Source organism: Pseudoalteromonas sp. ATL1 (assembly GCF_058933015.1).
Map to the genome: position 1 here is coordinate 137248 of NZ_JBZYXL010000002.1, position 13525 is coordinate 150772.

Here is a 13525-nt window from a genome sequence, read left to right on the forward strand (position 1 = left end):
ATGCAAGTACAGTTAAATCCTACTGGCGTATTAAACCTGTTATCTCAATTAGAAGTAGACTTACTACAACAGTCATCTAACAGCGAGCGATATCGACTGTTTAGAAACTGCGCGTTAGCCGTATTAAATGTAGGCAGCCATACCGACTCAAGTTCAGAAATTTATAATCGCTATCATGATTTTGATATCAAGCTAATTGCCCGCGAACGTGGCATTAAAATTGAGCTGAGCAATCCACCTGAAACGGCATTCGTTGACGGCGAAATCATTTTAGGTATCCATGAGCATATTTTCTCCGTCATTAGAGACATTCTGTTTATTTGTCAGCGCCATCAAGAAAAAATAGACACGCCACGAGAAATCACACATATGGTGTTTGATATGCTTCGCAACGCGGATGCTTTGGAAGTGAACTCAGATCCCAACATCATCACCTGTTGGGGCGGCCACTCAATCAATGAAGTCGAGTATAAATATACCAAAGAGGTGGGCTATCAGCTTGGTTTACGTGGTTTAAATATTTGTACAGGCTGTGGACCTGGTGCCATGAAAGGCCCTATGAAAGGGGCTACTATTGGCCATGCTAAGCAGCGTATTACTAACAATCGTTACCTAGGCCTTACTGAGCCAAGCATTATTGCCGCAGAGCCACCTAACCCGATTGTTAACGAATTGGTTATCTTGCCTGATATTGAAAAACGTTTGGAAGCGTTTGTTCGAACAGCTCACGGTATTATTATTTTTCCCGGTGGTGCTGGCACAGCCGAAGAATTGTTGTATTTATTAGGTATTTTATTACACCCTGATAATGAAAAGCAGTGTTTGCCTGTTATTTTGACTGGACCGAAAGAGTCAGCTCAGTATTTTGAAGAGATCTGTGCATTTGTAAAAAGTACACTTGGTGAAGCGGCACTCGAAAAATTTGAAGTGGTCGTTGATGACGCAGAACTTGTGGCTAAAAAGCTCAAAGCTGGCATGGCTAAAGTGCGCGAGTATCGAAAAGAAACGGGCGATGCATATTACTTCAATTGGACCTTAAAAATTGATAACGAGTTTCAAATGCCATTTGCACCAACCCACGAAAACATGGCCGCATTAGACTTACATTTGGACCAACCGACGCAGCAATTGGCAGCTAATTTGCGCCGTGCATTTTCTGGAATTGTAGCGGGTAACGTAAAAGATGAAGGGATCAGTGCGATTAAGAAACATGGCCCTTACATTCTCGCTGGTGACACATCTTTAATGAAGGACATGGATAAGCTACTGAAAGCATTCGTAGAACAAGGTAGAATGAAGTTACCAGGTAGTAAATATATTCCTTGTTATCAAATTAAAGCATGAATCAAAAATTAGTATTAATTGATGCGCTGAATTTAATTCGGCGCATTTTTGCTGTAGACGAACAACAAAGCCACCGCAGCGAACAACAAACCATTCTTTCTTGCAAAAGCCGTGTTAGTCACGCAACCAAAAAGCTACTCAGTCAAACCGATGCGACACATGCTATCGCCGTATTTGACGGTGAAAAAAGTTGGCGATACCACTATTACTCAAATTACAAACACAGCCGTAAGCCAATGCCAAGTTTATTAGCCGATAACCTAGACGTTATTGCACAGGCGTTCATAGAGCACGGCGTGACTGTATACAAACCAGAGCAAGACGAGGCGGACGACATTATCGCAACGCTGGCTAGCAAAGCGCAAAAAGCCGATGTCGCGTCCATTATCATTTCAACCGATAAAGGCTTCTACCCCTTGCTCAGTGAACAAATCAGCATTTATGATTACTTCAAGCGTTCATGGTTAACAGAACAGCAAATTAGTGAACGCTTTGGTGTTGCGAAACATCAACTCGTCGACTTTTGGGCATTAAGCGGCGACAAAACCAACGATATTCCAGGCGTAACTGGCATTGGTCAAAAGTCTGCTCAGGCATTGATACAACATTACCCCAACATTACTCAAGCCATTGACGATCCTGACTGTAAAAAAGCGATACAAAACAAACTAATGGCTGGAATGGACGATTTCATATTAAGCAAAAACTTGGTCCAGCTTAGAACCGATATTCATTTGGGCTTTAACATGCGAGATCTCAGGCTATAGATAAAAGGCATAATTAATGCATCTGTCGCAACACAGTTTATCTGTTTAAGACCTTTGCTATACTCACACTCTACGTTTAAATGAGTTTTGTATGATCAAAAAAGTATTACAGTACATAGTGTTAGGTTTAGCGGTATATGCAGCTATCGTAATGCTTGTCATCAATTTTTATAAAGATGATCCACAAGCGATGATCTGGCAAGACAGAGAAGCATTCAACAATCGCTTTATTAACCGTTTGAAGCCCGATCAAGAGGTGCTTGTTGGAGACGTGCTTGAAACGTTGGGCAGTCCAGATCTTACCTACGTAAAGCAAACGCCAAACAAAATGCTGCAAATTGTCTATTATCGAACTCAACTGTCTAAACCTGATGGCATAACCACCAAAGACGAATGCACAGGTTTGTTATTTGAAAATGGTAAACTTATCTTGTGGGGCCCCGCAGCTAGCGTCGCCTACGAAAGAGCAACTGAGTAATGTCAGAGTTCAACTCGTCTCCTAAACATTTAAAAAGGCTATTTGAGCATACGCATCAAACCCTACGGCTGTATTATAACAAGCATAAGTGGAGTGCTATTTATCCAACACTCAGCCAGTTAGCTGAACGCTTTGTAAAGACATACCATGTTCAGCCAAACGCCATGCACGCCCATTTGCAGTTCTATGTCAGTGATCAGGGTTACACAACTAATCTCACCGTGAATCAATGTATTTTGGTTTGCGCCTTTTGTAGCGCCCATGGCTATGATCAAAATTTCACTGAAGAACTGGTGATTGCCGCGCTGAGTGACCATTTGTGTTGTTCCAACGAAACCAACAAAATGGCTAGAGGTTCGCTACTTTCTCCACAGGAAAACAAGCTGATCAAGCTAAGGCATCAATTTGCGATAAAAATGCTTAATAGCGCGGATGTGCCCCAAGGCCAACTCCAACGTATTCTGTCAAGGCTTGAACCCTATAGCAAAGCATTGACCGGGGCAAATTCAATCCCATTATATGACAACACCAGTATACTTGTAGCACTGGCTAAACGTATCGCCAAAGCAATTACCCCAAGGCGAAATGCAAAAACGTTTAATATAGTACAGGCAATAAAGTCCCTATATTTAGGCACTCATAGCCAATTCGCACAATTGTCATTAATGGCTTTGGCTAGGCAGGTTGCTCAATTCCCAGGAGGCGGACTTGTAAGTTATAAGGGACAAAGCGCCCTTGTACTTTCAGCCGATCATAACGGTTACGTACTGGCGTTGCTAAATAATAATCAAGCCATGGGGATGCTCAAAACACGACGCAAGTTTTCACCGGTCTATAAACCCATTACCACCGGGGATAAAACCTTGTTGTTCTCAATTTGGTTTAGCGAGCAGGTTCCCACCCCCGTTTATAATACAAAAAACAGCAATGACGTTTGGCAAGCAGTTACCAAACTGGGTAAAGAACGGTTTTTAGAATTCAAGCCAATTGAGCGTGCTATTAAGCCTTTTCCACAGGTAACAGAAGCCCTGCAAGTGGCTGCGCGTCAATATAACCGTCAAGGCCAAAAAGCATCGACGCTTCGTCATTGCTTAACCATGGTAGGATTGGATACTGCTGGATTACTGTGTCAACGCGTATTACTAGAAACGCTCATTAGTCAACTCAACCATCCATTTGCAAGCGATATATGGCATAAATATACGCATATCAACAAAGTAATAATCACCCTGTTGAGCCGAGTGCAATCGGAGTTGTTTGAATTTTTGCTAAGTCCTTTTACCATGGCGCTGTATTTTATTCTATCCAATAACGCCTGCGAGATAATGCGCAAGGTCAAACCGTGCCATGAAGATATTGACGACACGCCAATATCAGTCGCCAGAATATTTGGTTTTAGCCAATGTAACATTGAGCAATTTTCCGAATTCACTAACAGCTATTTTAAACATTCGCCAGCGCACCAAGCATTTTTAGCATCCGAACATCAAAGTAAATCTAAACTGGATGAGAATGCGCAAAAGCTGGTCGTTGTAAAACTGCTTTGTATCTATACCCTCGGTGAATCGCAAACGTTAAGCGCTTGGCAGCAACAAATCATAGACGAGGTACTTGCCCACTTTAAATGGCCTTCGTTAGCCGCATTTTATGATGAATTTATGTCCCACAGCCCAAGTTGTTGCATCGATTGAGTAAAAACAGTCCATATCCGTTGAATATTTACACAATAAATACAAAGCATAACAAGCATAAATACTGTTTATACCCAATTAAGCATAACTCACTGGCATAAGTCCTGATAAATTGTTATAAAACGCGCTTAAATTTTCAAGCGAGCACACACCTTCCCTCTTTGTTTACTAAACTTCTCAAAAGTACCCGATGGGTGTGGTGTAACAATTTTTTTGATAAAGGAAACCAGAATGGCAAAGCAAACCATTACCGTAATTAAAGGCGACGGCATCGGTCCAAGCATTATTGATTCAGCAATTGAAATCTTAAACGCAGCCGGCTGTGATTTTGACTACGAATATGTTGATGCAGGTCTTGCAGCATTAGAAAAAACTGGCGAGTTGCTTCCTAAAGAAACGCTAGAAGTTATTGAAAAGAACAAGATCACGCTAAAAGGTCCTTTAACGACACCGGTAGGTGAAGGCTTCACTTCTATCAACGTAACGCTACGTAAACAATTTGGTTTATACGCTAACGTGCGTCCAGTTAAATCTTTCGCAGGCACAAAAGCGCGCTACGAAGACATCGATATCATCACTGTTCGTGAAAATACACAAGGCATGTATTCTGGTCTTGGCCAAGTGGTTTCAGAAGATGGTAACGAAGCAGAAGCGATGTCAAAGATCACACGTGACGGTGCAGAAAAGATCGTTACTTTTGCTTATGAGCTTGCACGCCGTGAAGGTCGTAAAAAAGTTACGGCGGTTCACAAAGCAAACATTCTGAAGTCGACGTCTGGTCTTTTCCTTAAAGTTGCACGTGAAGTTGGCGAGCGTTACCCAGATATCGAATCTGCGGAAATGATCGTAGACGCAACATGTATGAAACTTGTTATGACACCAGAAGAGTTCGACGTTATCGTAACAACTAACCTGTTCGGTGACATTCTATCTGACTTATGTGCAGGCCTTGTTGGCGGCCTAGGTATGGCACCAGGTGCAAACATTGGTGAGAACGCGGCGATCTTCGAAGCAGTTCACGGTAGTGCACCAGACATCGCAGGTAAAAATCTAGCAAACCCAACATCTGTAATTCTTGCATCTATCCAAATGCTTGAGTACTTAGATATGGGTGAGACTGCTGAGCGTATTCGCAACGCTGTTGCTGATGTTATCAAATCAGGTGACCGTACAACACGTGACCTTGGTGGTAACCACGGTACTACAGATTTCACTCAAGCAGTGATCGAAAGACTATAATCGTCTTTGGGCTGGATTTTCCAGCCCAATTCCCTCTTCAAAAAACAGCATAAAACTTCCCTTAACACACCCATTTTCGCTATGAAAAGTTTCAACTTTTCTTTCTCTGTCTTATTTTTACCTTTTTTATGCAATAGTTCAGAACTATCCTTGACATAGCATTAAAAACAACATTTAATAACTTTTGTTAATAACGAACAATTGCTACCAATAAATGAAACGTACTTTATCTAACCTACATGTGCTAGTCCTGGTCTTAACTTTAAGTCCAGCGGGGCCGTGTTGAGCAAATTTACGCTTTAACCCCGCAAATGCGGGGTTTTTTTTTGGTAAAAATCCAACAGGTAACACTACAAACTGAGGAATGAGGATGAAAACAGAGCAATTTAATGGCTCCGAGTTAGTAGTTAAAGCACTCGCCGCATTAAACGTTGAATATATTTTCGGTTATCCGGGCGGATCGGTTTTAGATCTATATGACGCGCTTTTTCAACAAAACGAGATTGAGCATATTCTCGTGCGTCATGAACAGGCGGCAACACACATGGCTGATGGCTATGCCAGAGCAACAGGGCGCGTGGGTGTGGTATTAGCAACGTCAGGCCCTGGTGCGACTAACTGTGTTACGGGAATAGCAACAGCCTATATGGACTCTATTCCAATGGTCGTACTCTCAGGGCAAGTACCTTCAAATTTAATTGGTGATGATGCATTTCAAGAAACCGATATTGTTGGCTGCTCAAGACCTATCGTAAAACATAGCTTCAATTGTCGTGATGCGGCTCAGATCCCAACCGTGCTAGCGAAAGCGTTCTACTTGGCAAGCACTGGCCGCCCTGGTCCTGTAGTTGTTGAGCTACCTAAAGATATTCTTAACCCACAGCTTAAATTTGACTACACAATGCCATCGTCTATCGAGATGCGCACTTATAATCCAAACGTAAAAGGCCACTCCAAACAAATCAAAAAGGCGGTTGAAGCCATTTTAGATGCTAAGCGACTCGTGATTTATTCGGGTGGTGGTATTGTTTTATCAAACACATCGGCACAACTTACCGAGCTGGTTGAAACACTCAATGCGCCAATCACTAACACACTGATGGGACTAGGTGGAATAAGTGGTAAGCACCCTAACTTCATCGGTATGCTGGGTATGCACGGTAATCTTGAAGCAAATAAAGCCATGGCAAATGCCGATGTGATCTTAGCTTTAGGTGCTCGATTTGATGATCGGGTAACCAATAATGTTAACAAGTTCTGCCCTGACGCAAAAATCGTCCATGTTGATGTAGATCCAACTTCAATCTCCAAGACCATCAAAGCACACATCCCCGTTGTTGGCTGTTTAGCCACGGTATTAGAGCAATTGCAAAGTGCAATAGACAAAAGCTCGAGCCGCATCGATAGAAGTGCGCAAGAAGAATGGTGGCAACAAATTACACAATGGCGTGCACAGAAGTGCTTATCCTATGAGCGTGAAACAGATTTGATTAAACCGCAAACCGTAGTAGAAAAAGTGTATGAAATCACCAACGGCGATGCTTACGTTTGTTCAGACGTTGGTCAACACCAAATGTTCGCAGCGCAATACTATCCATTTAAGAAACCTCGCCAGTGGATCAACTCTGGTGGCTTAGGCACTATGGGCTTTGGCTTACCTGCAGCGATGGGCGTTAAGTTAGCATTTCCACAAGACCATGTTGTATGTGTAACTGGTGATGGCTCTATTCAAATGAACATTCAAGAGCTTTCAACTTGTTTACAGTATGGCTTAGCAGTCAAAATCGTATCTCTTAATAACCGCTCGTTAGGCATGGTACGTCAATGGCAAGACATGATGTACGGTGGTCGCCACTCTAGCTCTTACATGGAGTCGTTACCTGACTTTGTAGCGCTTGCGCAAAGTTATGGGCATATTGGCATTCGCGTTGACCACCCAAGCGAGCTTGATGCAGCACTAGAGAAGGCATTTTCAATTACCGATAGATTGGTATTTTTAGACATTAGAGTAGACGAAAAAGAACACGTTTATCCTATGCAAATAAAACTAGGTGCCGTTGATGATATGTGGCTGAAAAAGGGAGTAAAAGCATAATGCGCAGAATCTTAAGTATTTTATTAGAAAACGAACCAGGTTCACTATCTCGTATCGTTGGCCTATTTTCACAGCGCGCCTACAACATCGATAGTTTGACAGTAGGTACAACGGCCGACAATACCCTATCGCGCATCACAATCACAACCCACGGTGATGACAGAGTGGTTGAACAGATCACCAAGCAGGTAAACAAATTGGTTGATGTACTAAAAATTGTCGACCTAACTGAAATGCCGCACATCGAACGAGAACTGCTACTCGTTAAAGTGTTTGCCAAAGATGAGATGACTAGAGCGGCTGTCACACGCATTGCAGACGTATTCCAAGGCTCAATCATCGATATGGGTAAGCAAAGTTATACATTGCAGCTTTTAAGTAATGCCGAGCGGTTAGAGGCATTTTTGGATATGCTTCGTCACGAAAGCGATATTATTGAATTAGTTCGCTCTGGCGCTGTGGGTATCGGACGCGGAGACAAAGCGCTGAAAGGTTAATTATCAATCCGTGGACAAAAACAAAGGGACCAGATGGTCCCTTTGTTATATGAACTTTTCAACCTGATTAAGGGTTTACTTGATCTTTTAAGCCTTTACCCGCTTTGAAGCTAGGAATGTTAGCTGCAGCAATTTGGATTTCAGCACCTGTTTGTGGGTTACGACCTGTACGAGCCGCACGCTCTTTCACTGAGAATGTACCAAAACCAACCAGTGCAACTGAATCACCTTCTTTTAAAGAATTGGTTACGGCACCAGTAAAGGCGTCTAATGCGCGCGCTGCCGCTGCCTTTGAAATTTCAGCGTCTGCTGCCATCTTTTCAACTAGTTGAGCTTTATTCATTATTAGATTCCTATTCATTTAATATTTTGCCTAAGCAAAACCTATGTTTATGCATTTTGGTTCGATGTGCAACCATTAACTGACTAATTTTACCAAAAAGTCTTGTAAGTCAGTGATGGCGCGCGTTTGTAGCACTTAATACACAAACTAACCAAGCATTTACAAACTAGCAAGCACTGATAAATTACGCAATAGCTAACTGACCTAAATTTAGTTTTTTACGAATATACAATCATAAATCATGATTATAAATAAGGTACAAACGAGCCAAATAATCGAAAAAACAAAATAAAACTCGTACATTGAAGGTGTAATTTCGAACACACCAAATTTGTCGCCAGCGATGTAGCTGAGCGGCGCAAAGGCACCAAACACCAACGCGCCAGCGCGTTTTGGAAGGGTAATTATCTTACGTAATGAACTATCAAATGTGAGTATTAATGCCACCCATAATACACCTAACCAAATTGGTACACCGTCATCAACGTGCCTGATCAAATCCCCTTGAATCGCGATGATTTCAACTACAATGCCTATAGGTAAACAGGCTAAAACTAATGTAAGTTGTTGCTTTATATTATTATGCGTCAACAACAACCCTATACAAATAATAGCCATCGCCCATATTGCTTGATGTTGATAAAAAAGGGCCAAAAACCAACAAGCCTGAAATAGTCCAAAATTAATAATTAAGGGCAGCATAACATTGACTAGATAAGTACTTTTGCTTGCGTGCTACCAAATGAATCGTACTCGTCGCCCGTTGCTTAAAAGCCCCTTCGCAGTAACACAAGTAAAACTCCCACAGCCGATAAAAACGTTGATCAAATTTTGTCTTGTCCAACGTCGGCCACGCTTGCTTAAAGCGTTTGTACCAATCATTTAGGGTTCTTGCGTAATGTAAACCAATATCATTGATCTCATGCACCACCATATTGGTGTTTGCACATATCTGTTTGTTCAGCTCTGTTACAGAGGGTAAACAACCACCGGGAAATATATATTGCTGTATAAAGTCTGATTGCTTTAAATAGTGCTTGTAACGCTGACAGGCGATAGTGATTGATTGGATCAGCATCACGCCATTGTCTTTTATCAATGAATCACATTTTTGGAAAAAGCCAGGCAAGAACTCATGGCCTACTGCCTCGATCATCTCTATAGAAACAAGCTTGTCATACAGACCTTCAAGATCTCGGTAGTCTTGTTTTAACAAAGTTACTTTGTCTTCCAATCCAAGCTCTAAAATTTTATTTCTAACATAATCATATTGCTCTTCTGATATGGTGGTTGTGGTCACGTGACAACCATAGTTTTGTGCCGCATAAATAGCAAAAGCGCCCCAGCCAGTGCCAATTTCAATCACTCGCTCACCTGCCTTTAGGTCAATTTGTTTGCAAATGGTATCGAGTTTGTGCACTTGTGCTTGTTCGAGTGAACTGTTCTCATGAGGATAAATGGCGCTCGAATAGAGCATTTCTTCACTCAAAAATGCACTGTAGAGGTCGTTACCTAAATCATAATGTGCCACGATGTTCTTCTTTGAACCCGTTTTGGTATTTTTATTCTTTATGTGTTTGAACTTGTTTACTAACCCCGTTACAAACGCAAACTTGCGTTCGAAAGCATCTAACTGAGCTTGATTCCTTGCAAAAATTTCTATCAGCGTTGTTAAGTTGGAACAGCGCCAATACCCTTCTATATACGCCTCAGCAGCGCCGACGCTACCGCCAAGCGCGAACAATTTAAACATGGCTGGATTTACTACGGTCACTGTACAGCTCAGCTCACTATTCGCTTTCCCGTATTCAAACACCTGCTCACCCATCATTACCTTCAAATGGCCGTCTTCAATGCTTTCAAACGCCGAAAACACGAGTTTGCTATAGACCTTATCTAACCAAGACAATGAAAATTGTGATTCTAATAATGTGGTATTTTCCATGCTAAATCCCCGGATGCCCAACAAACGGCACTTTTTTCAAAAACAGTCGTAATGCCTGCCAATAAATACTTTTAAAGATAGAAAAGGTCATTGCAGGAAATCTGCGTAGCAACCCTTTTACATTCTCCTTATTAAACTCAGAGCGTTTCAACCTCAAAGTAGCATCGAATACAAGCTCATCGTCATCGCGTTTATTTGCGATATGGATCAACGCATTGCCATCTGGCACCGTTACTTTCCAGTGGTAATTCATTTCTAGATCCATAAAAGGAGATACGTGAAAAGACTTTTTAAAGTTCACTTTTTTATGCAGCTTCACCAAATAGCAATGACATTCGTTCCAAGGTGTGTTGCTCACCTCGGCCAACATATGTTGATATTGGCCTTGTTCGTCTTGGCAAAAGTAAAAGTTAACCGGACTGAAATAAATGCCAAAGCAACGCAACTGGCACAACATCATGACCTTAGCAATGTCACCTTGATAACCCAGTGTTTCACTGGCTTGTGTCACTCTCTCCTTTAGCGTGCCATGGTAAGACTTTAAATAGTCACTCTGTACAAACTTAAGCGGTTTAAAGCCACTCGTACCAAACAATGTTGGATGAACATTGTTGAGTAACGAAAGTTCATCCAAATCTAACCAAGCCATGTAGATTGGATAGTTAAAACAGTGCGCTTGAGGCACAAATCGGCGATGGCGAATGTCCCCAACATACAAAGCACTATTTAGCGCCTCCATCAGAATTCAACACCCAATTGCTTTGCCACATCTACTGCGCTTTTCACACCATCTTCATGAAAACCGTTAAACCAATATGCGCCACAAAAGTAAGAGTTGTTTTTACCGTCAATCAATGGTTTTTTCTTCTGAGCCGCAATACTGTAACTATTGAAAACAGGATGATGATATGTGAAACGACGCAGTACCTTGTTTTCATCAATGCCCCCGTCACAGTTTAGCGTGACGCAAAAAGCAGTCTCACTTTTTATGCCCTGCAATATATTCATGTTGTAGGTAACCACTGCCGCCTTGTCAGTGTGTTCATTGAGTAAGTAATTCCAGCTTGCCCAAGCGTCATTACGCTTAGGTAACACGCTTTTGTCTGTGTGCAGCACAACCGAGTTTGCGGTATAAGGGATAGCGCCAAGCACAAGCAGCTCATCTTCACTTGGATTGTCAATTAACGCCAATGCTTGATCTGAATGGCAGGCAAAAATCACTTTGTCGAATTCGTGCCGTTCGCCATTTTTCATCACAATACATACGCCTTGAGCATCTCGTTTTACAGTTTTAATGTCAGCATTTAACTGGATCTTGTCTTTAAATTTTTCAACAAGAGGCGCAATGTATTCTCGTGAGCCGCCCGGGATAACATACCATTGCGGACGATTAGTCACATCTAACAACCCATGGTTGTAGAAGAAGCGAACAAAAAACTCGACTTCAAAGTTTTCCATTTCTTTTATGCTGGTAGACCAAATCGCTGCGCCCATAGGCAAAATGTAATGCATCTTGAAAAAATCATTGAAGCGATGTAGCGCGAGCAAATCACCTAATGTGCTATGACTTTGATAGTCGTCACTGGCGTACATCGTCTTACAAATTTTGTTAAAGCGAATGATGTCGTACAGCAAACGCCAAAATTTCGGACGAATTACGTTACGTTTTTGTGCAAACAAACTAGCAAATGTATGGCCATTATACTCAAAGTCGGTATCGGCACGTTTCACACTAAAACTCATTTGCGTCGGCTGTCGCTCTACGCCTAACTGCGCTAACAATCGCTCAAAATTAGGATAAGTTCTATCGTTAAATACAATAAACCCAGTATCGATGGCGTAATGGTCGCCGTTCGACTCAATATCGACTGTCGCTGTATGTCCACCGATATAGTCATTCTTCTCGAATACGGTAATGTCATACTGCTCGTTCAATAAATACGCAGCACTCATTCCAGAAATACCGGAACCAATGATTGCTATTTTTTTCAAGTTCTTATTCCTTTTACTAAGGTGTACCACACACTACTTGGTAACAACTGCAACAGCTTGAGCAGATATGTAAAGCGCTTTGGAAAATGTATTTCCCTATGCCTTTTGCTTACGCCTTTAGCAATCGCCTTTACAGCGTCTTCAACCGTAATAGCCATGGGCATGGGAAAATCATTTTTCGCTGTCAGCGGCGTTTTAACAAAACCAGGATGTACAACGCTCACATCAATATCTTTTAAGTCCACAGACAAGGTTTTCGCTAAATAGCTCACAGCCGCCTTTGACGCGCCATACGCTTGCGCTCTAGGTAAAGGCAAAAAGGAGGCGCTTGAGCTAACTATAACCAACTGCCCCCCACGCTTAACCTTGGGTAATAGCACCTCTAAACAGTAGCCAATCGACAACACGTTAACGTCTATCACTCTTTTAAACAGTGCGCTGTCAAAATTTCTAGCGTCATCGATATATTCACAATTTCCTGCATTGAGTATCAGCACATCCAAACACTCAATATGCGCACACGCGCGTTTGATGGAGTCTATTTCGGTAACATCAAACTCAAGGGCCTCGATATTGGCAAATTGAGATAACGTTTTCAGTGCTTCTTCGTTGCGACCGCACGCAAATACCTTGGCGTTACGTGCGTAGTGTTTCGCTAGGCCCAACCCAATACCTGATGTAGCGCCAGTAATGAGCATATTGTTCATAACTGGGTTGCCCTTTTATCTATAAAACCGATAACACGCTTCAAGATAGGCACTTGTCGATAAACCATTGCCGCTGAGTCAAAATAGTCTTGATGAAACACAACCTTGTTATCCAAAAAGGATAATCTGCTGTGGCCATCAACTTTTATCTCTTTTCCACCATTGAGCTTTTTGTGACGAAACCGCATAGTCCAATATAAAAAACCCATATCATCAATACTGTATGAGTCATGAATCGCAAATTCGATCTCACTCACGTTGGCATACATATTAGAAAAGTAATGTGTAAGCCCATGTAAACCACTTACTTCATGCAGCGGGTCTCGAAACACAATCTCGTCATGGTAGACATCTTCAAGTGATGACAAATTTCGCGCATTTAACTTGCTGTACATATCAATAAAACGTTCAATGATTGGGTGCATTA

The 13525-nt window shown here is 41.9% G+C and carries 14 protein-coding genes; 7 read left to right on the forward strand and 7 right to left on the reverse strand.

Annotated features, from left to right (window positions below):
* The 7 genes from ppnN to ilvN all read left to right on the forward strand — a co-directional run bounded on the left by ppnN (window position 1) and on the right by ilvN (window position 8111).
* A complete protein-coding gene (ppnN, locus tag AC5FX4_RS18865; protein WP_493607962.1) occupies window positions 1-1344 on the forward strand; it encodes a nucleotide 5'-monophosphate nucleosidase PpnN in 1344 nt (447 codons plus the stop codon).
* Entirely contained in the window at window positions 1341-2111 is a 771-nt protein-coding gene (gene xni, locus AC5FX4_RS18870) for a flap endonuclease Xni (protein WP_493607963.1), read from the forward strand. The genes ppnN and xni overlap by 4 nt, the downstream gene beginning before the upstream one ends.
* Window positions 2112-2202: 91 nt before the next feature.
* A complete protein-coding gene (locus AC5FX4_RS18875) occupies window positions 2203-2589 on the forward strand; it encodes a DUF3192 domain-containing protein (protein WP_493607964.1) in 387 nt (128 codons plus the stop codon).
* On the forward strand, window positions 2589-4280 hold the full coding sequence (locus AC5FX4_RS18880) for a hypothetical protein (protein ID WP_493607965.1): 1692 nt from the start codon (window positions 2589-2591) through the stop codon (window positions 4278-4280). The genes AC5FX4_RS18875 and AC5FX4_RS18880 overlap by 1 nt, the downstream gene beginning before the upstream one ends.
* A gap of 231 nt (window positions 4281-4511) precedes the next feature.
* Window positions 4512-5519, forward strand: a complete 1008-nt coding sequence (locus AC5FX4_RS18885) for an isocitrate dehydrogenase (RefSeq protein WP_493607966.1) — start codon at window positions 4512-4514, stop codon at window positions 5517-5519.
* Window positions 5520-5889: 370 nt separating this feature from the next.
* Window positions 5890-7614: an acetolactate synthase 3 large subunit gene (locus AC5FX4_RS18890; RefSeq protein ID WP_493607967.1), complete on the forward strand. Its 1725-nt coding sequence runs from the start codon at window positions 5890-5892 to the stop codon at window positions 7612-7614.
* The gene (gene ilvN / locus AC5FX4_RS18895) at window positions 7614-8111 is read left to right on the forward strand and encodes an acetolactate synthase small subunit (RefSeq protein ID WP_493607968.1); all 498 of its coding nucleotides are present in this window, start codon (window positions 7614-7616) and stop codon (window positions 8109-8111) included. The genes AC5FX4_RS18890 and ilvN overlap by 1 nt, the downstream gene beginning before the upstream one ends.
* 67 nt (window positions 8112-8178) lie before the next feature.
* Here ilvN and AC5FX4_RS18900 read toward each other — a convergent pair whose 3' ends face one another.
* From AC5FX4_RS18900 to AC5FX4_RS18930, 7 genes are all read right to left on the reverse strand, one after another.
* Window positions 8179-8454 carry an HU family DNA-binding protein gene (locus AC5FX4_RS18900; protein ID WP_493607969.1) on the reverse strand — a complete coding sequence of 92 codons (276 nt, stop codon included), beginning with the start codon at window positions 8452-8454 and terminating at the stop codon, window positions 8179-8181.
* Window positions 8455-8664: 210 nt separating this feature from the next.
* Complete coding sequence (locus AC5FX4_RS18905) at window positions 8665-9156, reverse strand: DUF2878 domain-containing protein (protein WP_493607970.1); 492 nt, start codon at window positions 9154-9156, stop codon at window positions 8665-8667.
* Window positions 9137-10399, reverse strand: coding sequence for a class I SAM-dependent methyltransferase (locus AC5FX4_RS18910; RefSeq protein ID WP_493607971.1), 1263 nt, complete (start codon window positions 10397-10399; stop codon window positions 9137-9139). Before AC5FX4_RS18910 ends, AC5FX4_RS18905 begins: the two co-directional genes overlap by 20 nt.
* A gap of 1 nt (window position 10400) precedes the next feature.
* Complete coding sequence (locus tag AC5FX4_RS18915; RefSeq protein ID WP_493607972.1) at window positions 10401-11138, reverse strand: DUF1365 domain-containing protein; 738 nt, start codon at window positions 11136-11138, stop codon at window positions 10401-10403.
* Complete coding sequence (locus AC5FX4_RS18920) at window positions 11138-12391, reverse strand: NAD(P)/FAD-dependent oxidoreductase (RefSeq protein ID WP_493607973.1); 1254 nt, start codon at window positions 12389-12391, stop codon at window positions 11138-11140. Before AC5FX4_RS18920 ends, AC5FX4_RS18915 begins: the two co-directional genes overlap by 1 nt.
* Window positions 12388-13098: an SDR family NAD(P)-dependent oxidoreductase gene (locus tag AC5FX4_RS18925; RefSeq protein ID WP_493607974.1), complete on the reverse strand. Its 711-nt coding sequence runs from the start codon at window positions 13096-13098 to the stop codon at window positions 12388-12390. Before AC5FX4_RS18925 ends, AC5FX4_RS18920 begins: the two co-directional genes overlap by 4 nt.
* Complete coding sequence (locus AC5FX4_RS18930) at window positions 13095-13523, reverse strand: nuclear transport factor 2 family protein (RefSeq protein WP_493607975.1); 429 nt, start codon at window positions 13521-13523, stop codon at window positions 13095-13097. The genes AC5FX4_RS18925 and AC5FX4_RS18930 overlap by 4 nt, the downstream gene beginning before the upstream one ends.
* Between the last annotated feature and the right edge of the window lie 2 nt (window positions 13524-13525).

Bases quoted from the DNA above. Each gene is read 5' to 3' on its own strand.
- AC5FX4_RS18905 (WP_493607970.1), bottom strand. From the start codon at position 9,156: ATGCTGCCCTTAATTATTAATTTTGGACTATTTCAGGCTTGTTGGTTT.
- ilvN (WP_493607968.1), top strand. From the start codon at position 7,614: ATGCGCAGAATCTTAAGTATTTTATTAGAAAACGAACCAGGTTCACTA.
- AC5FX4_RS18880 (WP_493607965.1), top strand. From the start codon at position 2,589: ATGTCAGAGTTCAACTCGTCTCCTAAACATTTAAAAAGGCTATTTGAG.
- AC5FX4_RS18875 (WP_493607964.1), top strand. From the start codon at position 2,203: ATGATCAAAAAAGTATTACAGTACATAGTGTTAGGTTTAGCGGTATAT.
- ppnN (WP_493607962.1), top strand. From the start codon at position 1: ATGCAAGTACAGTTAAATCCTACTGGCGTATTAAACCTGTTATCTCAA.
- AC5FX4_RS18900 (WP_493607969.1), bottom strand. From the start codon at position 8,454: ATGAATAAAGCTCAACTAGTTGAAAAGATGGCAGCAGACGCTGAAATT.
- AC5FX4_RS18925 (WP_493607974.1), bottom strand. From the start codon at position 13,098: ATGAACAATATGCTCATTACTGGCGCTACATCAGGTATTGGGTTGGGC.
- AC5FX4_RS18885 (WP_493607966.1), top strand. From the start codon at position 4,512: ATGGCAAAGCAAACCATTACCGTAATTAAAGGCGACGGCATCGGTCCA.
- AC5FX4_RS18890 (WP_493607967.1), top strand. From the start codon at position 5,890: ATGAAAACAGAGCAATTTAATGGCTCCGAGTTAGTAGTTAAAGCACTC.
- AC5FX4_RS18915 (WP_493607972.1), bottom strand. From the start codon at position 11,138: ATGGAGGCGCTAAATAGTGCTTTGTATGTTGGGGACATTCGCCATCGC.
- xni (WP_493607963.1), top strand. From the start codon at position 1,341: ATGAATCAAAAATTAGTATTAATTGATGCGCTGAATTTAATTCGGCGC.
- AC5FX4_RS18930 (WP_493607975.1), bottom strand. From the start codon at position 13,523: ATGCACCCAATCATTGAACGTTTTATTGATATGTACAGCAAGTTAAAT.
- AC5FX4_RS18910 (WP_493607971.1), bottom strand. From the start codon at position 10,399: ATGGAAAATACCACATTATTAGAATCACAATTTTCATTGTCTTGGTTA.